The 26,074-nt window shown below is 68.7% G+C and carries 24 protein-coding genes; 21 read left to right on the top strand and 3 right to left on the bottom strand.

The window, feature by feature from the left end:
- The first annotated feature begins 154 nt into the window (after positions 1-154).
- The 7 genes from NS220_RS16680 to prfA all read left to right on the top strand — a co-directional run bounded on the left by NS220_RS16680 (position 155) and on the right by prfA (position 10,887).
- On the top strand, positions 155-2,503 hold the full coding sequence (locus tag NS220_RS16680) for a M60 family metallopeptidase (RefSeq protein WP_058625132.1): 2,349 nt from the start codon (positions 155-157) through the stop codon (positions 2,501-2,503).
- An 87-nt stretch (positions 2,504-2,590) separates the two neighbouring features.
- Positions 2,591-4,021 (top strand): diaminopimelate decarboxylase, encoded by a 1,431-nt coding sequence (gene lysA / locus NS220_RS16675; RefSeq protein WP_058625131.1) that lies wholly within the window; start codon positions 2,591-2,593, stop codon positions 4,019-4,021.
- On the top strand, positions 4,018-5,382 hold the full coding sequence (locus NS220_RS16670; RefSeq protein WP_058625130.1) for a homoserine dehydrogenase: 1,365 nt from the start codon (positions 4,018-4,020) through the stop codon (positions 5,380-5,382). The genes lysA and NS220_RS16670 overlap by 4 nt, the downstream gene beginning before the upstream one ends.
- A gap of 2 nt (positions 5,383-5,384) precedes the next feature.
- On the top strand, positions 5,385-6,467 hold the full coding sequence (gene thrC, locus NS220_RS16665; RefSeq protein ID WP_058625129.1) for a threonine synthase: 1,083 nt from the start codon (positions 5,385-5,387) through the stop codon (positions 6,465-6,467).
- Entirely contained in the window at positions 6,464-7,396 is a 933-nt protein-coding gene (thrB, locus tag NS220_RS16660; protein ID WP_058625128.1) for a homoserine kinase, read from the top strand. Before thrC ends, thrB begins: the two co-directional genes overlap by 4 nt.
- Positions 7,397-7,549: 153 nt before the next feature.
- Positions 7,550-9,778, top strand: a complete 2,229-nt coding sequence (rho, locus tag NS220_RS16655; protein WP_058625127.1) for a transcription termination factor Rho — start codon at positions 7,550-7,552, stop codon at positions 9,776-9,778.
- Between the two features lie 32 nt (positions 9,779-9,810).
- Entirely contained in the window at positions 9,811-10,887 is a 1,077-nt protein-coding gene (gene prfA, locus NS220_RS16650; protein ID WP_058625134.1) for a peptide chain release factor 1, read from the top strand.
- Between the two features lie 195 nt (positions 10,888-11,082).
- Here the strand turns inward: prfA and NS220_RS16645 are convergent, their stop codons facing one another.
- The 3 genes from NS220_RS16645 to cysK are packed head-to-tail and all read right to left on the bottom strand — an operon-like array spanning position 11,083 to position 14,018.
- On the bottom strand, positions 11,083-12,486 hold the full coding sequence (locus NS220_RS16645; protein WP_058625126.1) for an amidase: 1,404 nt from the start codon (positions 12,484-12,486) through the stop codon (positions 11,083-11,085).
- 22 nt (positions 12,487-12,508) lie between these two features.
- Entirely contained in the window at positions 12,509-13,078 is a 570-nt protein-coding gene (gene epsC / locus NS220_RS16640; RefSeq protein ID WP_058625125.1) for a serine O-acetyltransferase EpsC, read from the bottom strand.
- Between the two features lies 1 nt (position 13,079).
- Positions 13,080-14,018, bottom strand: a complete 939-nt coding sequence (gene cysK / locus NS220_RS16635; RefSeq protein ID WP_058625124.1) for a cysteine synthase A — start codon at positions 14,016-14,018, stop codon at positions 13,080-13,082.
- A 98-nt stretch (positions 14,019-14,116) separates the two neighbouring features.
- On the opposite strand from cysK, the gene prmC reads away from it, so the two are divergent.
- The 14 genes from prmC to NS220_RS16565 form a co-directional block, all read left to right on the top strand.
- Positions 14,117-15,010, top strand: a complete 894-nt coding sequence (gene prmC, locus NS220_RS16630; RefSeq protein ID WP_058625123.1) for a peptide chain release factor N(5)-glutamine methyltransferase — start codon at positions 14,117-14,119, stop codon at positions 15,008-15,010.
- A 38-nt stretch (positions 15,011-15,048) separates the two neighbouring features.
- On the top strand, positions 15,049-15,810 hold the full coding sequence (locus tag NS220_RS16625) for an L-threonylcarbamoyladenylate synthase (RefSeq protein ID WP_058625122.1): 762 nt from the start codon (positions 15,049-15,051) through the stop codon (positions 15,808-15,810).
- Positions 15,807-16,985: an MraY family glycosyltransferase gene (locus NS220_RS16620; RefSeq protein ID WP_058625121.1), complete on the top strand. Its 1,179-nt coding sequence runs from the start codon at positions 15,807-15,809 to the stop codon at positions 16,983-16,985. The genes NS220_RS16625 and NS220_RS16620 overlap by 4 nt, the downstream gene beginning before the upstream one ends.
- Positions 16,982-17,464, top strand: a complete 483-nt coding sequence (locus NS220_RS16615; protein ID WP_058625120.1) for a hypothetical protein — start codon at positions 16,982-16,984, stop codon at positions 17,462-17,464. Before NS220_RS16620 ends, NS220_RS16615 begins: the two co-directional genes overlap by 4 nt.
- Positions 17,465-17,686: 222 nt before the next feature.
- Complete coding sequence (atpB, locus tag NS220_RS16610) at positions 17,687-18,499, top strand: F0F1 ATP synthase subunit A (protein WP_440589477.1); 813 nt, start codon at positions 17,687-17,689, stop codon at positions 18,497-18,499.
- A gap of 44 nt (positions 18,500-18,543) precedes the next feature.
- The gene (gene atpE, locus NS220_RS16605; protein ID WP_043360904.1) at positions 18,544-18,777 is read left to right on the top strand and encodes a F0F1 ATP synthase subunit C; all 234 of its coding nucleotides are present in this window, start codon (positions 18,544-18,546) and stop codon (positions 18,775-18,777) included.
- Positions 18,778-18,812: 35 nt separating this feature from the next.
- Positions 18,813-19,370, top strand: a complete 558-nt coding sequence (locus NS220_RS16600; protein ID WP_058625119.1) for a F0F1 ATP synthase subunit B — start codon at positions 18,813-18,815, stop codon at positions 19,368-19,370.
- Positions 19,370-20,158 carry a F0F1 ATP synthase subunit delta gene (locus NS220_RS16595; RefSeq protein WP_058625118.1) on the top strand — a complete coding sequence of 263 codons (789 nt, stop codon included), beginning with the start codon at positions 19,370-19,372 and terminating at the stop codon, positions 20,156-20,158. Before NS220_RS16600 ends, NS220_RS16595 begins: the two co-directional genes overlap by 1 nt.
- 62 nt (positions 20,159-20,220) lie before the next feature.
- Positions 20,221-21,852 (top strand): F0F1 ATP synthase subunit alpha, encoded by a 1,632-nt coding sequence (gene atpA, locus NS220_RS16590; protein WP_058625117.1) that lies wholly within the window; start codon positions 20,221-20,223, stop codon positions 21,850-21,852.
- 26 nt (positions 21,853-21,878) lie between these two features.
- Positions 21,879-22,778, top strand: coding sequence for a F0F1 ATP synthase subunit gamma (locus NS220_RS16585; protein ID WP_058625116.1), 900 nt, complete (start codon positions 21,879-21,881; stop codon positions 22,776-22,778).
- A gap of 22 nt (positions 22,779-22,800) precedes the next feature.
- Positions 22,801-24,249 (top strand): F0F1 ATP synthase subunit beta, encoded by a 1,449-nt coding sequence (atpD, locus tag NS220_RS16580; RefSeq protein ID WP_058625115.1) that lies wholly within the window; start codon positions 22,801-22,803, stop codon positions 24,247-24,249.
- Between the two features lies 1 nt (position 24,250).
- Positions 24,251-24,511: a F0F1 ATP synthase subunit epsilon gene (locus tag NS220_RS16575; RefSeq protein ID WP_058625114.1), complete on the top strand. Its 261-nt coding sequence runs from the start codon at positions 24,251-24,253 to the stop codon at positions 24,509-24,511.
- A 72-nt stretch (positions 24,512-24,583) separates the two neighbouring features.
- Positions 24,584-25,333, top strand: a complete 750-nt coding sequence (locus NS220_RS16570; protein WP_058625113.1) for a YaaA family protein — start codon at positions 24,584-24,586, stop codon at positions 25,331-25,333.
- A gap of 108 nt (positions 25,334-25,441) precedes the next feature.
- On the top strand, positions 25,442-26,074 hold a 633-nt coding region (locus tag NS220_RS16565), incomplete at its 3' end, for a DUF5684 domain-containing protein (protein ID WP_058625112.1).

Below are 26,074 nucleotides of genomic sequence, written 5' to 3'. Positions count from 1 at the left end.
AATGTGATAGGACGAGCAGAGACGTCGCACCGCGTAAGGTCGTCGGCAGCGTCAGATGTGTATAAGGGACGGCCCCCCGGCGGTTTCGTAGAGGACTCCACTTCCGCGGCCCCGTCGAATCGACGGGGCCGCGGTCGTTGCGGAAAGGACGAATGTGGATCGATCTTCCGAGGTGTCGCGGAACCCGACGCGACGCAACGTGATCGTCGCGGCGGCGTGGGCCGCTCCGACCGTCACCCTGCTCGCCGCGACACCCGCCTATGCGGCAAGCGACCGCTTTCAGATCAGCGTGGTCCTCTGGCGAACCGTCGTGCTCGCCGGGGAGGTACTGGGGTTACAAGTCTCGGTTCTCAATGCCGCGGGTGCCCCCGCGCCGGGCGTGCCGGTGGCGCTTACGGTGGACGGCGTCCCCGCCTTCTTCTACCAGCCGGTGGGGACCACCGCAGGCGACGGTACATTCCAGACGCTTCTTCGCGTGAGAACGGTGTGCGAGCCCGGGATCGGGATCGTCACGGCCGCCGTCGGAAGTGATCATGGCACGGCAACGGTCCAGGTCGTCCATGATGCGGTGATCGCGCACGCCGTCGACGGGTCGTCCACGCGGGTGATCGCGCTGCCCCACGGCAGTCAGGACGACATCATCTCTCCAGAGAACCGCGGGATGCCGCACAGCGATCCGCAGCCGACGGGTCGCTGGGTTCGCGCCGGAGACGTGCTCACCGTGCACGTCGACGGTACGCCGTCATGGTGGCTCGAAGTAGCCATCGGATCCCGAGGGCCGATGGCCGCTTTCTCTTCCGATGGGTCCGCGGAGCTCGCCCACACCGTGCTGGCAGGAGGAACCAACTCGATCGTCGCCGACCGCGACGGGCTTGTGTTCCTGATCAATCACAGCGATTGGTCTGCGGTCGTCGTGACGATCGCCGGCGGCAGAGCTCAGCCTGTCTGGGTGGAGGGAGTCAGCACGAGAACGGATTTCTCCCGTCAGTTGGATGACTACGCCGATGCGCCCATCGTCACGCACGTTTCCGACCGTGTTTTCGCGGACGTGCAGCGACGCGTCCTCGATGCACCGGACGTGGCATCCGTCTACGATCCTCACGAACTGGCTACGCGCCTCGATCTGATCCGAGACCTGACGGACGGAGTGTACGGGCTCAGCTACGACGCCGTCGGCGTTGCACGCAAGTACTCGGGCCGCATCTACATCGCGGGTCCCGACTCCGGTGGTGCCTACGCTTTCGCGACGGCACAGTGGCTGTCGCTTCACGTCAGTTCCGGAGCCAGTGCGGCCATGGTCAAGAACACCGATCTCTGGGTTCTGTGGCATGAGATGGGGCACACGTACCAGACCCCCGACTACACCTGGACAGGCCTCGGGGAAGTGACGGTCAACATCTCGTCGCTCGCTCTGCAGAAGCAGATGACCGGCCAGAACATGCTTGACCGATCGCCGGGACTGCAAGATCGAGTGCAGCGCTATCTCGCGCAGGCACAGGAGGACCGCGACTTCGCCGCCCTCACCGCGGAGAGCCCGTTCTACCCTCTTTTTCTTTTCGACCAGCTGCGCAGGTCGTTCGGCGAGTCTTTCTACCCGGCCTTGAGTCAGTACTACCGCGTGCGGCGCGCGCGGGGAGCCTTCCGACCGCAGACTGACCAACAGAAGATCGACCTCTTCGTCCATGCGACGTCGACGGTTACCGATCGCAATTTGGGTCCTTTCTTCCGCGCCTGGGGCGTGCCGGTGACAGATGAAGCTCTCGCGGAGGTCAGTTCGCTTCCTGCGTTAGTGCACGAAATCTGGACCTCTCTCCTATCGACTGATGCCCCTGTCGAAAGGATCGTTCCGTACAACCCCCCGACGGGGGCCCTGTCGTCTTCGATCTCCTCGGTCTACCTCGGAGACTCCGTCGCGTCCGATGTCTGGGTGGACGATCTCAGAAGTCTGAACGGAGCACGGAGCTCTCTTGTCGAGCGTGGGGCGCTCGCCCTCCAGGTCGGGTCGTCCACCGGGCGGGTCTACGCGCTGCTGCGATCGCCCGAGGGAACGCTTGAGATCCTTCAGCAGACGGTCGCGGTGACCGCGGTGTCGGCACTTGAGTTCGTCGGCTTCTACGACGTGATGATCGGGTCGATCGCTATCAGCGCCGACGGGTCGCAACTGATCGCGACCTCGCTTGGCAATCAGGCGCATCCGATCTACTTCGCGGGGCAGGATTACTACACGGTCGAGCTTTGCGATGCGGCTGGGACCGCACGAGCGTCGGCCACGGTGCAGGGACAGGACACGGCCGATCCGGTGGTTCGGGCGCTGAACGGAGTGGCGTGCGCGGAGGGCGACGTGCTCCGGGTGACCGCGTCGGAGCCGGGGCGCGTACGCGTCTACCAGGACAGCGCGATGAAAGGGACTCTGTCGAGCCGCGTCACGACGATACGTCTCACGGGCGGGCGTTTCGGCGACAGCCGACGGGAAGGGAGCAGCACACGCCGTGCTCTAGACTGATCGGACTGCCCGCCGCGTGACTCTCCGCGGGGGTGGGAGCCGTGATCCGCGGCCGTCGCGTCGCCGCCAAACCCGATAGGTTCCTCCGTGTCCGCCTCGCACTCCGCGCTCGTGCCCGAGTGGCTCACCGCTCCGGCCGAAGCGAACGAGCTCGTCGCCCCCGTCTGGCCCGCCAGCGCACACCGCATCGACGACGGTTCGGTCGAGATCGGCGGGGTGTCGGTCTTCGACCTGCGCGACCGGTTCGGCACTCCGCTCTACGTCCTCGATGAGGACGAGGTGCGCGCGCACGCCCGTCGCGCTCGCGCGGCCTTCGACGCTGCGGCCGAGCGGCACGGCATCCGGGCTCGTGTCTACTACGCGGGCAAGGCCTTCCTGTCGACCGAGGTCGTCCGCTGGGTCGTCGACGAGGGGCTCTCGGTCGACGTCTGCACGCTCGGCGAACTCGAGGTCGCCCTGGCCGGGGGAGCGGAGTCCGCGCGACTCGGCTTCCACGGGAACAACAAGAGCGTGCGCGAGCTCGAGCGGGCGGTCGAGGTCGGGATCGGCTCGGTCGTCGTCGACAGCCCCATCGAGATCGAGCGCCTCGCCGCGGTCGCCGAGCGGCGCGGGGCGGTGCAGTCGGTGCTCGTCCGCGTGCGCACCGGGGTGCACGCCGAGACTCACGCCTTCCTCGCCACGGCCCACGAGGACCAGAAGTTCGGCTTCTCGCTCGAGGGGGCGGCCGAGGCCGTCGCGCGCATCCGCGAGCTGCCGAGCCTGCGCTTCGTCGGCCTGCACGCCCACATCGGCTCGCAGATCTTCGACTCGTCGGGCTTCCGCGAGTCGGCGGCGCGCCTCGTCGACCTCCACGCCGATCTGCTCGCCGGGGGAGAGATCCCCCTGCTCAACGTCGGCGGCGGCTTCGGCATCTCGTACACCTCGGTCGACGACCCGAAGCCCATCGAAGAGATCGCCGACGGCATCCTGGACGCCATCGCCGACGAGTGCGCGGTGCGCGGCATCCCGATGCCCGACGTCGCCACCGAACCCGGCCGCGTGATCGTCGGCCAGGCCGGCGTGACCCTCTACGAGGTGGGCACGGTCAAGACCGTCACCGCGGCGGAGGGACTCGAGCGCACCTACGTCAGCGTCGACGGCGGCATGAGCGACAACGCCCGCCCCGCCCTGTACGGCGCCGACTTCTCGGCGCGCGTCGTCTCGCGCACGAGCTCCGCGACGCCGGCGCTCTCGCGCGTTGTCGGTCACCACTGCGAGTCGGGAGACATCGTCGTGGATGCTGAATACCTCCCCGGGGACGTCACGCCCGGCGACCTGCTCGCCGTGCCCGCCACCGGTGCGTACTGCTTCTCGCTCGCGAGCAACTACAACTACACGCCCCGCCCGCCCGTCGTCGCCGTATGCGACGGACAGGCCCGCGTGATCGTGCGCGGCGAGACCATCGACGATCTGCTCGCGCGCGACGCCGGGGTCCCGGCATCCGCCCTCACCGCAACACCCCACGGAGACACCGAATGACCGACTACCGCACGCTCCGCGTGGCGCTCCTCGGCGCCGGCGCCGTCGGCTCGCAGGTCGCCGACCTGCTGCTCAAGCACGGCGACGAGCTCGCCGACCGCGCGGGCGCCAAGCTCGAACTCGCCGGCATCGCCGTGCGCAACCTCGACGGCAAGCGCGACGCCGACCTTCCGCGCGAGCTGTTCACGACCGACGCCGAGACGCTCATCGTCGGCAGCGACATCGTCATCGAGCTGATGGGCGGGATCGAGCCCGCCCGCACCCAGGTGCTGCACGCGATCGCCTCGGGTGCCGACGTCGTCACCGCCAACAAGGCCCTGCTCGCGACCCACGGCTCCGAGGTGTTCGAGGCCGCCGACCAGGTCGGAGCCGAGGTGTACTACGAGGCCGCCGCGGCCGGTGCCATCCCGATCATTCGCCCGCTGCGCGACTCGCTCGCCGGCGACCGCGTCGTGCGCATCATGGGCATCGTCAACGGCACGACGAACTACATACTCGACCGCATGGACACCGAGGGTGCCGACTTCGCCGACGTTCTCGCCCAGGCGCAGGAACTCGGGTACGCCGAAGCCGACCCCACCGCCGACGTCGAGGGATACGACGCCGCGCAGAAGGCCGCGATCCTCGCGAGCCTCGCCTTCCACACGACGGTTCCCCTGGACGCCGTGCACCGCGAGGGCATCACCTCGGTCGACGCCGCGATGATCGAATCCGCGCGCCACGCCGGCTACGTCATCAAGCTGCTGGCCGTGTGCGAGCGCCTCACGGCCGACGACGGTTCTGAGTCCATCTCGGTGCGCGTGTACCCCGCGCTCGTCGAGCGCACGCACCCGCTCGCGAGCGTGCACGGGGCCAACAACGCCGTCTTCGTGCAGGCCGAGGCCGCGGGCGACCTGATGTTCTACGGCGCCGGCGCCGGCGGCGTGCAGACCGCCTCGGCCGTGCTGGGCGACGTCGTCTCGGCCGCGCGCCGCCACATCGCCGGGGGAGTGGGCGTGGGCGAATCCACGCGCGCGAACCTCCCCGCCGTGCCCATCGGGCACGTCATCACGCGCTACCAGATCACCCTCGAGGTCGACGACCAGCCCGGCGTGCTGGCGACCGTCGCCGGCATCCTGAGCGAGGGCCGCGTGTCGATCGCGACCGTCGAGCAGACCGTCATCGAGGCATCCGTGGGTGCCGCCGCTTCGACGGGCTCAGCGACCGAAGCAGAAGGCTCAACGATCGGCGCGGGTTCCGCCCGTCTGGTCATCGGAACACACAAAGCCCGCGAGCAGGACCTGAGCGAGACCGTCGAGCGTCTCGCCGCGAGCGGCGTCGTCGAGCGCGTGGTCTCCGTGCTGCGCGTGGAAGGGAACTGAACATGGCACACCTCTGGCGCGGAGTCCTCCGCGAGTACGCCGACCGTCTGGGCGTCACCGACTCCTCTACCGTCGTCACCCTCGGCGAGGGCGGCACGCCGCTGCTGCCCGCCCCCGCGCTGTCGCGCCGCACCGGTGCCGACGTGTGGGTCAAATTCGAGGGCATGAACCCCACGGGTTCGTTCAAGGACCGCGGCATGACCGTCGCCCTCTCGCGCGCCGTCGAGCATGGTGCGAAGGCGGTCATCTGCGCCTCCACCGGCAACACCTCGGCGTCGGCCGCGGCCTACGCCGCCCACGCCGGCATCACCGCCGCGGTGCTCGTGCCCGAGGGCAAGATCGCGATGGGCAAGCTCAGCCAGGCGGTGGCGCACAACGGCCGGCTCATCCAGATCCGCGGCAACTTCGACGACTGCCTCGAGATCGCGCGCGAGCTCGCCGACCACTACCCGGTGCACCTGGTCAACTCGGTCAACCCCGACCGCATCGAGGGGCAGAAGACCGCCGCCTACGAGGTCGTCGAGGTTCTGGGCGACGCCCCCGACTTCCACTTCATCCCCGTCGGCAACGCCGGCAACTACACCGCCTACTCGCGCGGCTACCGCGAAGAGGCCGCCCGCGGCGTCGCGACCACCGTGCCGCGGATGTTCGGTTTCCAGGCTGCCGGTTCCGCCCCGCTGGTGCGTGGCGAGGTCGTGAAGAACCCGGAGACGATCGCCAGTGCGATCCGCATCGGCAACCCCGCCTCGTGGGAGCTCGCGCTCGAAGCCCGAGATGCGACGGACGGCTACTTCGGCGCGATCGATGACGCCCGCATCCTCGAGGCCCAGAAGATCCTCGCCGGCGAGGTCGGCATCTTCGTCGAGCCCGCCTCGGCGATCAGCGTCGCGGGACTGCTCGAGCGAGCCGAGGCCGGGGTCGTCCCCGCCGGAGCCAAGGTCGTTCTCACCGTCACCGGCCACGGCCTGAAGGACCCCCAGTGGGCCCTTCGCCAGTCCGACGGCACGGATGTGCAGCCCACCGTCGTCGACGCGACCACCTCGGAGGTCGCCTCGGTGCTCGACCTGCAGCCGGTGACCGCGTGACCGAAGGCCCCGGCCGTCGAGTCTCGGTCCGCGTTCCCGCGACGAGCGCGAACCTCGGACCCGGCTTCGACACCCTCGGCCTCGCTCTGAGCGTGTACGACGACCTCGTCGTGGAGCAGCTCAACGGAGACGGCCTCGAGATCGAGGTCGAGGGCGAGGGGGCGGCCGACGTCCCCCGTGACGCCTCGCACCTCGTCGTGCGCGCGATGGCGCACACCTACGCCTCGGTCGGTCGCACTTTGCCCGGACTGCGGCTGACGGCGCACAACGTCATCCCGCACGGCCGCGGCATGGGTTCGTCCGGGGCGGCGGTGGTCGCTGGCATCCTGGCCGCCAAGGGGCTGCTCGAGGGGGACGTCTCGTTCAGCGACGTCGACCTGCTGCGCCTGGCCACCGAGATGGAGGGGCACCCCGACAACGTCGCGCCCGGCCTGTTCGGCGGTCTGACCATCGCGTGGATGGATGCCGAGGGCCCGCAGCACAAGCAGCTCATCGTGCACCGCGGTGTCTCGCCGCTGGTGTTCGTGCCGAGCTTCACGATGTCGACCGCCGTGGCACGGAGCCTGCAGCCCCTGCAGGTGCCGCGTGAGGACGCGGTGTTCAACGTCTCGCGTTCGGCCCTTCTGATCGCCGCCATGACGCAGAGCCCCGAGCTGCTGATGGCGGCCACGGAAGACAAGCTGCACCAGAGCTACCGGGCGCAGGCCATGCCCGAGACCGATCGACTCGTGCGGGCACTTCGGGCCGAGGGATACGCCGCCGTCGTGTCGGGTGCGGGGCCGAGTGTCCTCGTCCTGGCCGACGGTCCGGGGCAGCGTCTCGCGGCGGCGGATCTTATGGCATCCGTCGTCGACACCCCGTGGCAGGCCCTCATGCTCGCTGTCGACGTCAAGGGTGGTACAGTGAAAAACGCAGAGGGTTCCGCGTAATTCGCGAATCTGAGCCTCTGCACCACCTGCGAAATCCGCAACACATCGCGAACCCGGTATCGGCTGCAGTCTCCCGAACCGCTGGTGTCACTTCGTCTGCGTTCTGCATGGCGAAGCGCGATCTGATCACGTTTCATTTTCTGAGGAGCACTCGTGGAGTCCATCTCCGAGACCCAGCCCGTCGACGCGCCCGAGGGCGCTGAGAACCCCGTCGAAGAACAGCCTTCGGCCGAGGCGCAGGGCACTGACACCGAACAGGCCGAAGCGGCCGTCGAGACCCCGGATGCCGAGAGCGCAGACGCCTCGGACGCCGAGGCCGCACCGGCCGATCCCGCGCAACCGGAGGCGTTGTTCAGCGATGACGCCCTCGTCGCAGAGGCTCCCGCTGCGGAAGCGGCGAGCGAGGCCGTCGCCGAGCCGTCCGCCCCGGAGGCCGCAGAGCCCGCTGCCGAGCAGCCCGCCGTTGCCGAGGAGCCCGCCGCTGTCGAGGCGCCCGCTGTTGTCGAGGAAGCCCCCGCTGCGGAGGCGCCGGCCGTTGCCGAGGAGCCCGCCGCGGCGGAGAAGCCCGCCAAGGCGCCGCGGAAGCGCGCGCCTCGTCGCGCCACCACCGCGTCGGCCAAGGAGAAGGCGGCTGCGGAAGCCGCCGAGGCCGCTGCCGCCGAGGCCGCTGCTGCTGAGACCGCTGCCCCCGAAGCTGAGGCTGTCGCCGAACCCGAGGCCGACGCGACCACCCCCGCGACCACCGCCGCCGATGTGGTGGCCGATGCCGCGGCATCCGAGCAGACGTCCCCCGCAGCCGAGGCCGTGGAGGCCCCCGCCGCGAGCGAGAGCGCCGGTGACGCCGCCGCGAGCGAGAGCGCCGGTGACGCCCCCGTCAGCGAGAGCGCGGAGAGCGAGACCGCCGCGGGCGACGCCACCGAGGCGCCCGCCACGGACGACAGCACCGACGAGACGCCGGCTCGCGGCCGCGGCCGCAACCGTTCGCGAAACCGCAACCGCAACCGGGCCGACGCCGCCGAGAAGACCGAGGCGCAGCCCGCCGCGGCCGGCGACGAGGCGGAAGCCGCCGCGCAGGGAAATCAGCGCGACGGCGGTTCCCAGAACGGTCAGCAGGCTCAGCAGCAGCAGGGCGGCACGAGCAACCGCAACCGTCAGCGCAACAAGCGCCGCGGCCCGAACACAACGGGCGACGAGTTCGACTCCGAGATCGGCGACGATGACGTCCTCGTCCCCATCGCCGGAATCCTCGACGTGCTCGACAACTACGCTTTCGTACGCACCACCGGCTACCTGCCCGGACCGAGCGACGTCTACGTCTCGCTCGGCCAGGTCAAGAAGTACAACCTGCGCAAGGGTGACGCCGTCGTCGGCTCGATCAAGCAGCCGCGCGAGAACGAGCAGTCCAGCCGCCAGAAGTACAACGCGCTGGTCAAGGTCGACTCGATCAACGGTCTGTCCGTCGACGACGCCGCGACGCGCGTCGACTTCGGCAAGCTCACCCCGCTCTACCCGCAGGAGCGCCTGCGTCTGGAGACGGCACCCGAGAAGCTGACCCAGCGCATCATCGACCTCGTCGCGCCCGTCGGCAAGGGTCAGCGCGGCCTCATCGTCGCTCCGCCCAAGGCGGGCAAGACGATCGTGCTGCAGCAGATCGCCAACGCCATCGCGCACAACAACCCCGAGGTCCACCTCATGGTCGTGCTCGTCGACGAGCGCCCCGAAGAGGTCACCGACATGCAGCGCACGGTCAAGGGCGAGGTCATCGCCTCGACGTTCGACCGTCCCGCTGAGGACCACACCACGGTCGCCGAGCTCGCCATCGAGCGCGCGAAGCGCCTCGTCGAGCTCGGTCGCGACGTCGTCGTGCTCCTCGACTCGATCACCCGCCTCGGCCGCGCCTACAACCTGTCCGCACCCACCTCGGGCCGCGTGCTCACCGGTGGGGTCGACGCCTCGGCGCTGTACCCGCCCAAGCGCTTCTTCGGCGCCGCGCGCAACATCGAGAACGGTGGATCGCTCACCATCCTCGCGACCGCGCTGGTGGAGACCGGGTCGAAGATGGACGACGTGATCTTCGAGGAGTTCAAGGGCACCGGTAACAGCGAGCTGCGCCTGAGCCGCCAGCTCGCCGACAAGCGCATCTTCCCGGCGGTCGACGTGAACGCGTCGAGCACCCGCCGTGAGGAGATGCTGCTGTCGCCCGACGAGGTCAAGATCACCTGGAAGCTCCGCCGCGCGCTGGCCGGTCTCGAGCCGCAGCAGGCTCTCGAGGTCGTGCTCGGCAAGCTCAAGGAGACGCAGTCGAACGTCGAGTTCCTCGTGCAGATGCAGAAGTCCATCCCGGCGCCCTCGCGCGGCGGTGACGACAACAGCATCCGCTGAGCGGAGCGGCAGACGCGATGTCGGTGCCCGCGATGTTCGAGTCGGTCCGCGGACTGCTCGATGAGCACAAGGCGGTCGAGCTCGAGCTGAACGACCCCGCGGTGCACGCCGACGCGGCGCGCGCCAAGCGGGTGAACCGGCGCTACGCCGAGCTCAGCCGCATCGTGCACGCCTACGACGCCTGGACGGCGGCATCCGAGGATCTGGATGCCGCCCGCGAGCTCGCTCGCGAGGACGAGGCCTTCGCGGAGGAGATCCCGGCGCTCGAGGAACGGGTCGCCGAGACGCAGGAGCGTCTGCGGCGCCTGCTCATCCCGCGCGACCCCGACGACGCCCGCGACGTGATCATGGAGATCAAGGGAGGCGAGGGCGGGGCCGAGAGCGCTCTGTTCGCGGCCGACCTGTTGCGCATGTACCTGCAGTACGCGGCGTCCATGGGCTGGAAGACCGAGTTGCTCGAGCGCACCGAGAGCGATCTCGGCGGATACAAGGACGTCCAGGTCGCGATCAAGGGATCCTCGAGCGACCCGGCGCAGGGCGTGTGGGCGCACCTGAAGTACGAGGGCGGAGTCCACCGCGTGCAGCGCGTCCCGGCGACCGAGTCGCAGGGACGTATCCACACCTCGACCACGGGGGTGCTCGTCTTCCCCGAGGTCGATGAGCCCGAAGAGGTCGCGATCGACCCCAACGACCTCAAGATCGACGTCTTCCGTTCGTCGGGACCCGGCGGGCAGTCGGTCAACACGACCGACTCGGCCGTGCGCATCACGCACGTGCCCACCGGCATCGTGGTGTCGATGCAGAACGAGAAGTCGCAGTTGCAGAACCGCGAGGCCGGGATGCGCGTGCTGCGCGCCCGCCTGCTCGCCAAGCAGCAGGAGGAGCGCGACGCGGTCGCCGCCGACGCGCGCCGGTCGCAGATCCGTGGCATGGACCGTTCGGAGCGCATCCGCACGTACAACTTCCCCGAGAACCGCATCGCGGATCACCGCACGGGGTATAAGGCGTACAACCTCGATCAGGTGATGGACGGCGCCCTGGGCCCGATCATCGAGTCGGCGATCGTCGCCGACGAAGAGGCACGGCTCGCGGCCCTCGCGGGCGACTGAGCCGGTTCGTCGACGCTCTCCCCGGCAAACGGAACGACGCCCGCCGTCTCCGCGGGCACCGGGCGACGCGCACAACTCCTGCATGTAGCTGTCATCGGGCACCGCTGAGGTGCGCGACATCGCGAAATGCAGGAGTTGTGCTCCGCCGTCGACGTCGCCGTCGCCCCGGACTTCGGGCGCCCGCGCGGCTGCGGGTCAGTCGTCCCAGGCCGGCGGGTGGGGGAGAGGGCCGCGACGATCCTCGAGCTGGGCGGCGAGGGCCAGCAGTACCGCTTCGCCGCCGGGGCGGCCGATGAGCTGCACCGAGACGGGGTGGCCGGTGGCATCCGCGGTGACGGGGAGGGTCAGCGCGGGTAGTCCCGCGACATTGACGAAGCTGGAGTACGGCGCGTACTCGACCTGCATCGCGAACGTGCGTTCGGGACTGTGCCCGGCGTACGAACCGACCGGCTGCGGGGGCTGCGCGAGAGCGGGGGTCAGCACGGCGTCGAAGCGGGCGAAGTCGGCGATGGTGCGTCGCTCGAACGCGCGCGCGGACGAGAGTCCGCCCAACAGCTCGAGCGAGGACAGACGGCGGCCCTCGCGAACGAGCCACGCGGTGAGCGGTTCGACGAGACGCATGTCGTCTTCGGTCAGGGGGATGCGCGCCGCGCTGGCTCGCCACAGGACGTGGAAGAGCGCCGCGTATCCGACGGGGTGCCAAGCGGCATCCGTCACGTCGTGCCCGCGGTCCGACAGCCACGCGGCGGCTGTCTCGAACGCCCTGCGTGCGTCGGCGTCGAGGCGGATGTCCTCGTCGTCGTCCCACGGTGAGACCGTGGTGACGCCGATGCGAAGTCCCCGCGGGTCTCGTCCGACGGCCTCCACGAAGGGCCCGTGTCCCGGAGCCTCGGTCGCGTAGGGGAACGGCGCGAGCCCCACAAGGGCGTCGAGAAGCAGAGCGGTGTCCTCGACGGTACGTGCGATCGGCCCGGACACCGAGAGCCCGTCCGGGGAGTCGAACCCGGATCCGATCGGAAGGCGTCCGCGTGACGGCTTGAGGCCGATGACCCCGACCGTCGCCGACGGGATGCGGATCGAACCGCCGCCGTCCGATCCCACGGCGGCAGGAAGGAGCCCCGCCGCGACCGCGACGGCCGCCCCACCACTCGATCCACCGGCACCCGCGGGCGGACGCCACGGATCGCGCGCGGGCGCGTGGAGAAGCGGCTCCGTGAAGCCCGTCAATCCGAACTCGGACGTACTGGTCTTCCCGACATTCACCGCACCGGCGGCGTCGAGTGCGTCGGCGAGGGGATCGGATGCCGTCGGCACGAAGTGCGCGCGAGAGCGCGAGCCGTAGCGGGTGGGGACGCCCGCGCGGGCCACGAGGTCTTTGTCGGCGAGCGGAATGCCCCACAGCGGGCCCCGCTCGGGAGAGGCGGCGAGGTCCGCTGCACGGTGGCGCGCGGCATCCGGAGTCACCTCCGCGAACGCACCGAGCCCGTCGGCGCGCGAGATGCGGGCGAGGTAGTGGTCCGTGAGCTCGGCCGGGGTCACGGACCCCGCCCGCAGAGCGGCGACCAGCGCGACCACGGACAGGTCGTGCAGGCGCGTCATGGATCCGAGCCTACGGTGTCGGTCAGATCCAGTACTCCGGAGTCGTGAGGACCGCCCGGGTGTCCTCTCCGCTCCGGCGCTGGCGTGCTTTGGCGGGAACGCCGACGAGGACGCTGTCGGCCGGCGCGTCCGCGGTGACCACCGCATTCGCTCCGACGGCGCTTCGCGCCCCGATCGTGATGGGCCCCAGCACCTTCGCCCCGGCACCTACCGCGACCCCGTCGTGCAGCGTGGGGTGGCGCTTGCCGCCCTCGCGCTGGCGACCTCCGAGCGTCACCCCGTGGTACAGCATGACGTCGTCGCCGACCTCGGCGGTCTCGCCGATCACGACACCCATACCGTGGTCGATGAAGAACCGCCGCCCGATCGTCGCGCCCGGGTGGATCTCGACGCCCGTGAGCCAGCGGGTGAGCTGGGAGAGCGCCCGCGCAGGAAAACGCAGTCCCCGACGCCAGAGACGGTGTGCGACGCGGTACGACCAGACGGCGTGGAGCCCCGGGTAGAGCAACGCGATCTCGAGCCCGCCGCGCGCTGCCGGATCGCGGAGCTTGGCCGCGGCGACGTCTTCGCGCACGCGGGAAAGAGCCCCCACGTCAGTCTTCGCGCAGGTGCTCGTACAGAGCCGTCGAGAGGTACCGCTCGCCGTACGAGGGAATGATCACGACGATGTTCTTGCCGGCTGCCTCGGGGCGGCGCGCGATCTCGAGGGCGGCCCAGATGGCTGCTCCCGACGACATTCCGACCAGGATGCCGTCCTTGGCGGCCGTCTCACGCGCCAGGCGGATCGCGTCGTCGAACTCGACGTCGATGACCTCATCGATGATGTCGCGATCGAGGATCGCGGGAACGAAGTTCGGGCCGATGCCCTGAATCTTGTGCGGCCCGGGGTGCCCCTTGGTGAGGATGGGGGAGTCGGCGGGCTCGACGGCCACGATCTTGACGCCGGGAACGCGCTCCTTCAGCACCTGGCCGACACCCGTGATGGTGCCGCCCGTGCCGATTCCGGCGACGAAGTAGTCGACCTTGCCGTCGGTGTCGCGGAGGATCTCCTCGGCCGTCGTCTTCCGGTGGATGGCCGGGTTGGCCTCGTTCTCGAACTGACGGGCCCAGACGGCCCCCGGGGTCTCGGCGACGATGCGCTTTGCCTCGTCGACGGCGTAGGACATGCCCTTGGTGGGATCGGTGAGGACGAGCTCGGCACCGAACGCCTTGAGCAGGATGCGGCGCTCCTTCGACATCGAGGCCGGCATGGTCAGGATCACCTTGTAGCCGCGTGCTGCGCCCACCATGGCGAGGGCGATGCCGGTGTTGCCGCTCGTGGACTCCACGAGCGTGCCCCCGGGCTTCAGCTCACCGGACGCCTCGGCGGCGTCGACGATCGCGATACCGAGGCGGTCCTTGACGCTCGACGCCGGGTTGTAGAACTCGAGCTTCGCCAGGATCTGCGCCTCGGTCCCCTCCGCGACGCGGTTCAGGCGCACCAGCGGAGTGTCGCCGAACGCAGAGGTGATGTCGGAGTGGATGCCGGGCATGGGTCGCCTTTCGCCGTCGATGAGAACGCGATCATCCTAGGCGAGTCGCCCGACACACAGGCGTGTGTGACGGGACACGACTAGGCTCGGACCCCGTCATGCGTGAGACCGCACCGCCCCCCGCCCCCACGGCCGCTCCCGTCGCCGAGGTCCTTCGCGATCTCGAGGCCCGCTTCGCCGCCGCAGGCATCCCCGACCCCCGGGTGGACGCCGAGCTCCTCGTCGGCCACGTGCTCCGCACGTCGCGCGGGGGAGTGCAGGCCGCCGCGATCCGCGGAGACCGGATGCCGTCGGCCGCCGCCGCAGCCCTGCTTCCGCTCGTCGATCGTCGGTGTGCCCGCGAACCCCTCCAGCACCTCACCGGAGTCGCCCCGTTCCGCTCTCTCGAACTCGCGGTCGGACCGGGGGTCTTCGTACCGCGGCCCGAGACCGAGATGGTCGCTCAGCTGGCGATCGACGCCCTCGGCGCTGTCGTCGCTCCCGCGCCGATCGCCGTCGACCTCGGGACCGGGAGTGGCGCGATCGCTCTGGCGATGGCCACCGAGGTTCCGCACGCGCGGGTCTTCGCCGCCGAGAACAGCGTCGACGCCTTCATCTGGACCAAGGAGAACGTCGCCCGCGTGGGGGCGACGAACGTCACCCTCGCCTTCGTCGACCTGGCCGACGCGTTCCCCGAACTCGACGGAACCGTCTCGGTGGTGGCATCCAACCCGCCGTACGTTCCCGACGAGGCGATTCCGCGCGACCCCGAGGTGCGCTTGTACGACCCGCCCGCCGCTCTGTACGGCGGGCCGGACGGATTGGATGCCGTCCGCCAGCTGTCGCGCGTCGGTCTCCGGCTCGGCCACCCCGGGGCGACCCTGGTCATCGAGCACGGGGAGTGGCAGGGCGCGGCGATCCGCGAGCTGCTCACCGCCGACGGGTGGCGAGCGGCCGCCACGCACCCGGACCTCACGGGGCGCGATCGCGCCACGACGGCCGTGCGTCCCTGACGCGGCGGACTCCGGGCGCAAGTAGACTTGCGCGCGATATGTCACCTGTCTACGACTGCCGAGACGAATCGCAGCTGCTCTCGGGCATGCGCCACGCACGCCAGGCGATCGGCCGCGGCGAACTCGTCGTGCTCCCCACCGACACCGTCTACGGGATCGCTGCCGACGCGTTCAACGCGCGTGCGGTGGCGGGCCTGCTCGAGGCGAAGGGACGCGGTCGCCAGCAGCCCCCGCCCGTGCTCGTCGCCGGAATCGGCACGCTGCGCGCTCTCGTGGCCGAGATCCCGGCCGCGGTGGATGATCTCGTTCGTGAATTCTGGCCGGGCGGACTCACCATCGTGCTCCCCGCTCAGCCGTCGCTGTCGTGGGACCTCGGTGACACGCATGGCACGGTCGCCGTGCGGATGCCGGCACACCACCTCACCCTGGAACTCCTCGAGGAGACCGGCCCCCTGGCGGTGTCCAGCGCGAATCTCACCGGAATGGCGGCGGCCGTCAACATCGACTCCGCGCGCGACATGCTCGGTGATCGCGTCGCCGCCTATCTGGACTCGGGCGTGAGCGAGACCGGGATCGCCTCGACCATCGTCGACGCCACCACCCTCGTGGGCGGCACTGAGCCTCGTGTGCGCGTGCTGCGCGAAGGGGCCGTCTCCCGAGAGAGGCTGCGCGAGGTCCTCGGCGACCTGCTCGAGCCGGACCCCGATCCCGACGCTCCTGCCCCGATCGTCGTGGCCCCCTCCGCCGAGGCTTCGAAGGCCGAGTCGTCGGAGACGGATGCCGAGGCGCCGGGTCCGTGACCCAGTACCTCCTCACCATCCTGTTCACGGCGGCGGTCACTCTCGCGCTGTCGTGGGTGGTGTGGAAGCTCGCCCTGCGCTTCAAGCTGTATCCCGGCATCCGGGATCGTGACGTGCATAAGACCCCCACGCCCCGGCTGGGCGGGGTGGCGATGTTCCTCGGCGTGGTGGCGGCGTTCGCCCTGTCGAGCCGGAACCCGTACTTCTCGATCTTCTGGACCGATCCGGTCCCCGTGCTCTGGCTGCTCGGAGCGGTCTTGCTCATCGTGCTCATCGGTGTCGCCGACGACCTGTGGGATCTGGATTGGATGATCAAGCTCGGCGCGCAGTTCGTCGCGGCCGGAATGATCGCGTGGTTCGGTCAACTGCAGATCCTGTCGCTCCCCATCGGCGCACTCACGGTCGGCTCGAGCTGGGTGAGCTTTCTGCTCACGGTCTTCGCGATGGTCGTCGTGATGAACGCCGTGAACTTCATCGACGGTCTGAACGGTCTGGTGGCCGGGGTCTGCCTCATCGCCAACGGGGTCTTCTTCGCCTACTCGTATCTGCTGGTGCGCGACACCGGAGCCAGCACCTACTTCAACCTCGCCTCCTTCATCGCCGCCGTGCTCGTCGGTGCGTGCCTCGGATTCCTTCCCATGAACTGGACGCCGGCGAAGCTGTTCATGGGGGATGCCGGTGCCCTCATGCTCGGCCTGCTCATGGCGAGCTCAGCGGTCGCCATCACCGGCCAGCTCGATCCCGCGGTTCTCGATCCCGAGAAGATCGGTCGCTCGCAGTTGCTCGGTGCGTTCATCCCGATCCTGCTGCCCGTCGTGATCGTCCTCCTGCCCCTGCTGGACTTCGGTCTCGCGGTGATCCGGCGCCAGTGGGCCGGGCGATCGCCGTTCTCTCCCGACCGAAAGCACCTGCACCACCGCATGCTGGATATGGGCCACACCGACACCAGCGCCGTTCTGATCTTCTACAGCTGGACGGCGGTGGTGAGCCTGGCGTTCCTCCTGATGTACATCGGCACCCAGCAGAGCTGGCCGGGCGACTACCTCGCCGGCATCCTCTTCGGAGCCGTCGGTGTCGTCGCCTGCGCCGTGCTCACCCTTCTGCCCTCGTCTCATCGCCTGCGCCGCCTCTCCCCGCGCCGCGCGCGCCCCACCTCACCGGAGTCCCACTCATGACCAGCACCAGTCCCGCCCGCCGTCCCTCCAGCACCCCGGTGCTGCGCACAGCGCTCGTCTGGGGTGGGATCGTCACCGCGGTTCTGCTCATCGTCGGTGCCGTCGTGGGCTTCGCCGTCGGGGGAGCGGGCGGCCTGGGCAGCGCTCTTGCCGGCGTGGCGGTCAGTGCGGTGTTCCTCGCGGTCACCGCGACGAGCATCCTCGTCGCGAACCGCTGGTTCGGCGACCCCCTCTACGTCCCGATCTTCTTCGGTATCGTGCTGGGGGGATGGCTGCTCAAGCTCGTTCTGTTCATCGTCGCGATCGTCGTGTTGCGCGAGCAGGCGTGGGTCGATCCGGTGACGTTCTACGTCGCCCTCGTCGTGAGCGTTCTGGCGTCCCTGGTGGTCGATGTGATCGTGCTGCTCCGGATGCGCATCCCCAGCGCCAGCGACGTCACCCTGCCCACCGACCCCGACGAGGGTGATCGACGGTCCTGACCCGTCGGCACCCGGCCGTATCGTTCTCCCGCCGCGTGTGCAACCGAGATACCCCGGTGCCGAGAGGATCCTTGGCACCGGCCACATGGATCCGCTGGGAGTTTGATAGGGTGGGGTAAGTACCCGACCGCACCAGGGCTATCCCTCAGGCTTGCATTCTGGGTACTCTCACCGACCATCGTCGCAACGGTTCACACCGATGCCCCGAAGCTGGAGCCAGCGCTGACTACTCAAGCTGCGACCCTGATCACGAACCTCGCGTCCGCGGGTGCGGAGTTCCACCCGCCGTCCATCGGCGAGTTCTTCCCCGACGCGGTGCTTTTCGAGGGCACGATCTTCGCGATCACCCGCATCAACCTCACGCAGATGCTGGCCACGCTCGTGCTCGTGCTGTTCCTGGTCATCGGAACCCGACGCATGAAGGTCGTCCCCGGCCGCTTCCAGAGCGTCGTCGAGATGGGCCTGGACTTCGTCCGTGTCAACATCGCCGAAGACATCCTCGGCAGCAAGGACGGCAAGCGCTTCCTGCCGATCCTCACCACCATCTTCTTCATGGTGCTGTTCATGAACATCACGGGTGTCATCCCCGGTCTGAACATCGCCGGTACCAGCGTCATCGCGGTGCCCATGCTGCTGGCCCTCGTCGCGTACGTGACGTTCATCTACGCCGGTATCAAGAAGAGCCCCGGCGGCTTCTTCAAGAACGCGCTCCTGCCCTCGGGCGTGCCGTGGCCGCTGTACATCATCATCGTCCCGCTCGAGTTCCTCTCGACCTTCATCATCCGTCCCGTCACGCTGACGCTGCGACTGCTGATGAACATGGTCGTCGGCCACCTCATGCTGGTGCTGTTCTTCTCGGCCACGCAGTTCTTCGTGGTCGACCTCAGCGGCTGGTGGACGGCCCTCGGCGCCGGCTCTCTCGCCTTCGGCTTCGCCTTCACCCTGTTCGAAATCTTCGTCGCCTTCCTCCAGGCGTACGTCTTCGCGATCCTCACCGCGGTCTACATCCAGCTCGCGGTCGCAGAAGAGCACTGAGCGGCCCGGCGCACGCCGAGCCACCCAACGAAAGGAAAAAACCCGTGGACGCAACTACGGTTCTCGCCCAGGTCACCGGTAACGTCGCCACGATCGGCTACGGTCTCGCCGCCATCGGCCCCGCCATCGGCGTGGGCATCGTCGTCGGCAAGACGATCGAGGGCGTCGCCCGTCAGCCCGAGCTCGCGGGTCGCCTGCAGGTGCTGATGTTCATCGGTATCGCGTTCACCGAGGCTCTCGCCTTCATCGGTATCGCGACCGGCTTCATCTTCACTTGATCCCGGCCGCTCTCGACTCACTGTAAGGAGACAGGATGCTGAACGCTCTTGTCACTCTCGCCGCGGAGCCCGCGGGGGAAGCGCACAACCCGCTCTTCCCTGCGACCTACGACATCATCTGGTCGGCTGTCTGCTTCATCGTCATCGTCTTCGTGGTGTGGCGCGTCGCTCTGCCGCGCATGGCGAAGCTGCTCGACGAGCGCAGTGCTGCCATCGAGGGCAACATCGCGAAGGCCGACGAGGCCCAGCGACAGGCCGAGGCCGCGCTCGAGCAGTACACCGCTCAGCTCGCCGAGGCGCGCCGCGAAGCCGGTGAGATCCGCGAGACGGCCACCCAGGACGGACGCAAGATCGTCGCTGAGGCCAAGGAGACCGCGTCGGCTGAGGCCGCGCGCATCACCGCTGCCGCTCACTCGCAGATCGAGGCGGAGCGTCAGACCGCTCTCGTCCAGCTGCGCACCGAGGTCGGCACCCTCGCAGTCGACCTCGCCGGCAACGTGATCGGCGAGACCCTCGCGGACGACGCTCGCGCCAACGCCGTCGTCGACCGTTTCCTCGCTGAGCTCGAGGCATCCGAGAAGGCGGCCAAGTAATGGGCAGCGCGACCACTCAGGCGCGGACCGCGACGGCGGAGGCCCTGGCTTCCACCTCCGGCGTCGATCTCGACGTCGCGCGCGAACTGTTCGCGGCCGTCGGTGCCGTAAGCGGGTCGGCTCAGCTGAGCGGCGCGCTGTCCGACTCGTCGGTGCCGGCGCCCGCTCGCGCGGGGCTGGTGTCGGCTGTCTTCGGCTCTTCCTATCGTCCCGCCACGGTGGCTCTGCTCACCAGCGCCGCCCAGCAGCGCTGGTCGAACTCCGCGGAGTTCGTCGAGGGTCTCGAAGAACTCGCCGTGCGGGCCACGGCCGTGGCCGAGTCGGCCGACATCGAGCCCGAGCTGTTCTCGTTCTCGCGGACGGTCGCCGCCAACGGCGAGCTCGAGCTCGCGCTGGGCGGACGACTCGGAGACGCCTCCGCCAAGGGGGCGCTCGTCACGAAGCTCCTCGACGGACGGGTGAGCGCCGGTACGGCACTCGTCGTCTCGTCGCTGGTGCAGAACGCGCGGGGCCGCCGAGTGCGTGCCCTGCTGCGTCGTGCCGAGAGCATCGTCGCCGATCAGCGAGCGCGCATCGTCGCGACCGTCTACGCGGCGGCGCCCCTCAGTGCCGAGCAGCAGACCCGCCTGCAGAACGCGCTGAGCACCCGGTACGGATCAGCGGTGACGCTGAACACCGTCATCGACCCGACGGTGGTCGGGGGGCTGCGTGTGCAGGTCGCCGACGACGTCATCGACGCGAGCGTGTCCGCACGTCTCGCTGATCTCCGCCAGCGGATCGCAGGCTAAAGACTTTCCGCCCGAATGGGCGTGGATCTGGGGGCCGAGTGCCCCACGAACGAAGGAAGACAATGGCAGATCTCTCTATCAGCCCCGACGTCATTCGTGACGCGCTGAAGGACTTCGTCAACGCCTACGAGCCCACCGGCGCTGCGGCGACCGAGGTCGGTGCCGTCGTCGACGCGGCCGACGGCATCGCGCACGTCGAGGGCCTTCCCGGCGTGATGGCGAACGAGCTCATCCGCTTCGCGAACGGCACGCTGGGCCTCGCCCAGAACCTCGACGAGAACGAGGTCGGCGTCGTCGTCCTGGGCGAGTTCTCGGGCATCGAAGAGGGCCAGAGCGTCACCCGCACCGGAGAGGTGCTCTCCGTCGGCGTCGGCGAGGGCTACCTCGGCCGCGTCGTCGACCCGCTCGGCAACCCGATCGACGGCCTCGGCGAGATCGCGACCTCGGGTCGCCGCGCCCTCGAGCTCCAGGCTCCCGGCGTCATGCAGCGCAAGAGCGTGCACGAGCCCCTCCAGACCGGTATCAAGGCGATCGACGCCATGATCCCCGTCGGTCGTGGCCAGCGTCAGCTCATCATCGGCGACCGCCAGACCGGGAAGACCGCTATCGCGATCGACACGATCATCAACCAGAAGGCCAACTGGGAGTCGGGCGACGTCAACAAGCAGGTGCGTTGCATCTACGTCGCCATCGGCCAGAAGGGCTCGACCATCGCCTCGGTGAAGGGCGCGCTCGAGGACGCTGGCGCGATGGAGTACACCACCATCGTCGCAGCCCCCGCCTCCGACCCCGCGGGCTTCAAGTACCTCGCTCCCTACACCGGCTCGGCCATCGGCCAGCACTGGATGTACGAGGGCAAGCACGTCCTCATCATCTTCGATGACCTGTCGAAGCAGGCCGAGGCGTACCGTGCCGTGTCGCTGCTGCTCCGTCGCCCGCCGGGCCGCGAGGCGTACCCCGGCGACGTGTTCTACCTGCACTCGCGTCTGCTCGAGCGTTGCGCGAAGCTGTCCGACGAGCTCGGTGCCGGTTCGATGACGGGTCTGCCCATCATCGAGACCAAGGCGAACGACGTCTCGGCGTACATTCCGACCAACGTGATCTCGATCACCGACGGCCAGATCTTCCTGCAGTCCGACCTGTTCAACGCCAACCAGCGCCCCGCGGTCGACGTGGGTATCTCGGTGTCGCGCGTCGGTGGTGACGCCCAGGTCAAGTCGATCAAGAAGGTCTCCGGAACGCTCAAGCTCGAGCTCGCGCAGTACCGCTCCCTCGAGGCCTTCGCGATGTTCGCGAGCGACCTCGACGCGGCTTCGCGTCGTCAGCTCGCCCGCGGTGCGCGCCTGACCGAGCTGCTCAAGCAGCCGCAGTACTCGCCGTACCCCGTCGAGGAGCAGGTCGTCTCGATCTGGGCCGGTACCAACGGCAAGCTCGACGCGGTCGAGGTGTCCGACGTGCTGCGCTTCGAGCGCGAGCTGCTGGACTACCTGCGTCGCAACTCGACCGTTCTCGACACGCTGCGCGAGACCAACGTGCTCGGCGACGACACGCTCGCGGAGCTCGAGAAGCACGTCGACGAGTTCTCGAAGGAATTCCAGCCCGGCAAGGACCAGAGCCCCGTCGGCGCGGAGAAGGTCGACGCCGCAGAGGCCGAAGACGTCAACCAGGAGCGAATCGTCAAGGGCCGTCGCTGAGTAGCGACGACACGAGGACGTAAATCATGGGCGCACAACTGCGGGTCTACAAGCAGAAGATCAGTTCTGCTCAGACGACCAAGAAGATCACCAAGGCGATGGAGCTCATCGCGGCCTCGCGCATTCAGAAGGCGATGGCGCGTGTGCGCGCGGCATCTCCCTTCGCGCGCGCCGTGACGAGCGCCGTCTCCGCGGTGGCCACGTACTCGTCCGTAGACCACCCGCTGACGACCGAGCGCGAGAACATCCGCCGTTCCGCCGTGGTGATCTTCACCTCCGACCGCGGACTCGCCGGCGCGTTCAACTCGCAGATCCTCCGCGAGGGTCTCGAGCTGGCCGAGCTGCTGCGGTCGCAGGGCAAAGAGGTGGTGTTCTACCTCGTCGGGCGCAAGGCGGTCGGCTACTTCCAGTTCCGTCGTATGGCGAGCATCGAGCAGTGGGTCGGTGACACCGACACCCCGCAGTTCTCGACGGCGGAGGAGATCTCCGAGGCCGTTCTGAAGGCGTACCGCGCAGGTGGCGAGAACGACGGCGTCGACGAGATCCACCTCGTCTACAACCGTTTCGTCAGCATGATGACCCAGTCGCCGGAGTCGGTCCGCCTGCTCCCGCTCGAGGTCATCGAGGCTCACGAGGCGCCGTCGCACTCCGAGATCTACCCGCTCTACGAGTTCGAGCCGGACGCGGAGACGGTCCTCGACGCGCTCCTGCCGGTGTACGTCCAGAGCCGCATCTTCAACGCTCTTCTCCAGTCGTCGGCCGCGAAGCACGCCGCGACGCAGAAGGCGATGAAGTCGGCCAGCGACAACGCCGACAAGCTCATCACCGACTACACCCGCCTGCGCAACAACGCGCGTCAGGCGGAGATCACGCAGCAGATCGCCGAGATCGTCGGCGGCGCCGATGCTCTGTCATCCGGCAAGTAAGTTCCCAAGGAGAGAAGAAGCCATGAGCCTCACCGCCGAGAAGACCGACGCGGGCGTCGTCGGACGCGTCGCGCGCGTCACCGGCCCGGTCGTCGACATCGAGTTCCCGCATGACGCGATCCCCGAGATCTACAACGCGCTGAAGACCACGATCACCATCGGTGACGAGTCGACCGAGATCACGCTCGAGGTCGCTCAGCACCTCGGCGACGACCTCGTCCGCGCGATCGCCCTGAAGCCGACCGACGGCATCGTCCGCGGACAGGATGTGCGCGACACCGGCGGCCCCATCTCGGTGCCCGTCGGCGACGTGACCAAGGGCAAGGTCTTCGACGTGACCGGCGAGGTGCTCAACGGCGCTCCCGGCGAGACCATCGAGGTCACCGAGCGCTGGGGCATCCACCGCAAGGCGCCCAGCTTCGACCAGCTCGAGTCCAAGACCGAGATGTTCGAGACCGGCATCAAGTCGATCGACCTTCTCACCCCCTACGTGCAGGGTGGAAAGATCGGCCTCTTCGGTGGTGCGGGCGTCGGCAAGACGGTCCTCATCCAGGAGATGATCCAGCGCGTCGCGCAGGACCACGGTGGTGTGTCGGTGTTCGCCGGTGTCGGCGAGCGCACCCGTGAGGGCAACGACCTCATCGGCGAGATGGAAGAGGCGGGTGTCTTCGACAAGACCGCCCTCGTGTTCGGCCAGATGGACGAGCCGCCGGGGACGCGTCTTCGCGTGGCCCTGTCGGCGCTGACGATGGCGGAGTACTTCCGCGACGTGCAGAAGCAGGACGTGCTGCTGTTCATCGACAACATCTTCCGCTTCACGCAGGCCGGTTCCGAGGTCTCGACGCTGCTCGGCCGTATGCCCTCGGCCGTGGGATACCAGCCGAACCTCGCCGACGAGATGGGTGTGCTCCAGGAGCGCATCACCTCGACCCGCGGTCACTCGATCACGTCGCTCCAGGCCATCTACGTGCCCGCCGACGACTACACCGACCCGGCCCCGGCGACGACGTTCGCGCACCTCGACGCCACCACCGAGCTTTCGCGCGAGATCGCGTCGAAGGGTCTGTACCCGGCCATCGACCCGCTGACGTCGACCAGCCGCATCCTCGACCCGCGCTACATCGGCGCCGACCACTACCGCGTGGCCACCGCCGTGAAGCAGATCCTGCAGAAGAACAAGGAACTGCAGGAGATCATCGCGATCCTCGGTGTCGACGAACTCTCCGAAGAGGACAAGATCGTCGTGTCGCGTGCACGTCGTATCCAGCAGTTCCTCTCGCAGAACACGTACATGGCGAAGAAGTTCACCGGTGTCGAGGGCTCCACGGTCCCGATCAAGGAGACCATCGAGTCGTTCGACGCGATCGTCAAGGGTGACTTCGACCACGTCGCCGAGCAGGCGTTCTTCAACGTCGGTGGCATCTCCGACGTCGAGGCCAAGTGGGCGCAGATCCAGAAGGAGAACGGCTGACATGTCGTTGCGCGTGAGCCTGGTGTCTGCCGACGCCGAGGTGTGGACGGGGGAGGCCTCGCTCGTCGTGGCCAAGACCGTCGAGGGTGAGATCGGTCTCATGCAGGGGCATGAGCCGGTGCTCGCGATCCTCGCCCAGGGCGAGGTGCGCATCACCCGCGCCGACGGCTCGAAGATCCTCGCCAACGCTCAGGACGGCTTCCTGTCGATGGCGAACGACGAACTCACGATCGTGGCGGGCAACGCCGCGCTTGTGTCCTGACGTCTCATTCATCGCGACGCGCGTCGCCCGGTTCTCCGGGCGGCGCGCGTCCGTCGTTTCCCGGAAATCCGCATGCTCGTTCTCCTGCCTCCCTCTGAGACCAAACGACCCGGCGGGGTCGGCGCACCGCTGCGTCTCGACGCCCTCGCGATGCCGTCGTTGCGTCCTCAGCGCGACGCCGTCATCGACGCTCTCATCGCCCTTTCGACCGATGAGGACGAAGCCGCGCGCGTGCTCAAGCTGAGCGCGAAGCGCCGACACGAGGTCGCCGACAACGCGGCCCTGCGAACCGCCCCGACCATGCCCGCGATCGACCGCTACACCGGGGTGCTCTTCGACGCCCTGGATGCCGGAAGCCTCGACTCCGCGGCACGGTCCTGGCTGTCCCGGCACGTCGCCATCCACTCCGCTCCTTTCGGACCGATCGGCGCTCTTGACCACATCCCGGCCTATCGTCTGGCCGCGGGGACGTCGGTGCCCGGCTTGCCCGCTCTGCGGCGAGTATGGGCCGATGCCGTGACAACGGCGCTCTCGGCTCTGGCGCCGTCGTTCGTCCTGGATCTGCGGTCCGAGGCCTACGCCGCACTCGGCCCCGTTCCTTCGGGTGTCGACGGATCCTATGTCCGGGTAGTCACGGCGGGGGGAGAGGGAGCCGTCCGTGCACTCAACCATTTCAACAAACACGCCAAGGGCGAGTTGGTGAGGTCGTTGGCCATGGCGGCTCCGCGGCTCGATTCCGTCCACGATTTCATCGCGTGGGCGGATGATTCCGGGTGGGTCGTCCGTGAGGGCGCGCGCGGTGAGACAGACCTCGTCGTCTAGCGTATCCGCGCGCTGGGTGTCAGGAAATACCCAGGTTCGCTAACATGTGAGCCGCGGGAAACTCTCGCTGGCACCCGCGCGTGCCATCACCCGTCCGAAAGGATCGACGTGGACATCCTTCACCTTGCTTATAGCGACCCCTACGGGGCGTCGGATGCCGCCGGGTTGGCCGCCCTCGGCGCCCTTTACGCATTCGGCGCTGTCATCGGCCTCATCGGCTACGTGATCAGCGCGTTCCTTCTCATGAAGGTCTTCGAACGCGCCGGAGTCGAGGGCAAGTGGCGCGCCTGGGTACCGGTGTACAACTACATGGTCTTCGCCAAGCTCGGTGACATCTCGCCCTGGGCGATCCTGGCGGTCGTCATCGCGTCATTCGTCCCGATCCTGAACTTCCTGGCCGCGCCGGCGGCGCTCGTGGTCCTGATCATGGCCGCGGTGCGCGTCAACACGAAGTTCGGTCGCGAATGGCCGATCCTCCTCCTGTTCCTCCTCAGCGGTCTGGGCGTGTGGATCTGGCTCGGCATCCTGGGCTTCAGCGGAAACCGCTGGAACCCGGCTGCGGCGTCGCCGTCGCCCTGGGGGAGCTCGTTCCTCGCCGACAAGACCGTCTGGAACGGCGTCCCTGTCCAGCCTGCCCAGCAGGGCGTGAGCGGCGGTGGGTACGGTGCCGCGCCGCAGGGCTACGCCGCACCGTCGACGCCGACCTACCCGCCGGCGGGTTCGACGCCGCCGCCCCCGGCC

It is taken from the genome of Microbacterium testaceum (assembly GCF_001476655.1).
In the GTDB taxonomy this organism is placed as follows: Bacteria; Actinomycetota; Actinomycetes; order Actinomycetales; family Microbacteriaceae; genus Microbacterium; species Microbacterium testaceum_C.
This window is presented reverse-complemented; position numbering and strand designations above follow the sequence as displayed.

Bases quoted from the DNA above. Each gene is read 5' to 3' on its own strand.
- cysK (WP_058625124.1), bottom strand. From the start codon at position 14,018: ATGCCCGGCATCCACTCCGACATCACCTCTGCGTTCGGCGACACTCCG.
- NS220_RS16600 (WP_058625119.1), top strand. From the start codon at position 18,813: ATGCTGAACGCTCTTGTCACTCTCGCCGCGGAGCCCGCGGGGGAAGCG.
- NS220_RS16570 (WP_058625113.1), top strand. From the start codon at position 24,584: ATGCTCGTTCTCCTGCCTCCCTCTGAGACCAAACGACCCGGCGGGGTC.
- thrC (WP_058625129.1), top strand. From the start codon at position 5,385: ATGGCACACCTCTGGCGCGGAGTCCTCCGCGAGTACGCCGACCGTCTG.
- NS220_RS16595 (WP_058625118.1), top strand. From the start codon at position 19,370: ATGGGCAGCGCGACCACTCAGGCGCGGACCGCGACGGCGGAGGCCCTG.
- NS220_RS16645 (WP_058625126.1), bottom strand. From the start codon at position 12,486: ATGACGCGCCTGCACGACCTGTCCGTGGTCGCGCTGGTCGCCGCTCTG.
- NS220_RS16615 (WP_058625120.1), top strand. From the start codon at position 16,982: ATGACCAGCACCAGTCCCGCCCGCCGTCCCTCCAGCACCCCGGTGCTG.
- NS220_RS16625 (WP_058625122.1), top strand. From the start codon at position 15,049: ATGTCACCTGTCTACGACTGCCGAGACGAATCGCAGCTGCTCTCGGGC.
- NS220_RS16585 (WP_058625116.1), top strand. From the start codon at position 21,879: ATGGGCGCACAACTGCGGGTCTACAAGCAGAAGATCAGTTCTGCTCAG.
- NS220_RS16575 (WP_058625114.1), top strand. From the start codon at position 24,251: ATGTCGTTGCGCGTGAGCCTGGTGTCTGCCGACGCCGAGGTGTGGACG.
- NS220_RS16670 (WP_058625130.1), top strand. From the start codon at position 4,018: ATGACCGACTACCGCACGCTCCGCGTGGCGCTCCTCGGCGCCGGCGCC.
- atpD (WP_058625115.1), top strand. From the start codon at position 22,801: ATGAGCCTCACCGCCGAGAAGACCGACGCGGGCGTCGTCGGACGCGTC.
- prfA (WP_058625134.1), top strand. From the start codon at position 9,811: ATGTTCGAGTCGGTCCGCGGACTGCTCGATGAGCACAAGGCGGTCGAG.
- prmC (WP_058625123.1), top strand. From the start codon at position 14,117: ATGCGTGAGACCGCACCGCCCCCCGCCCCCACGGCCGCTCCCGTCGCC.
- atpA (WP_058625117.1), top strand. From the start codon at position 20,221: ATGGCAGATCTCTCTATCAGCCCCGACGTCATTCGTGACGCGCTGAAG.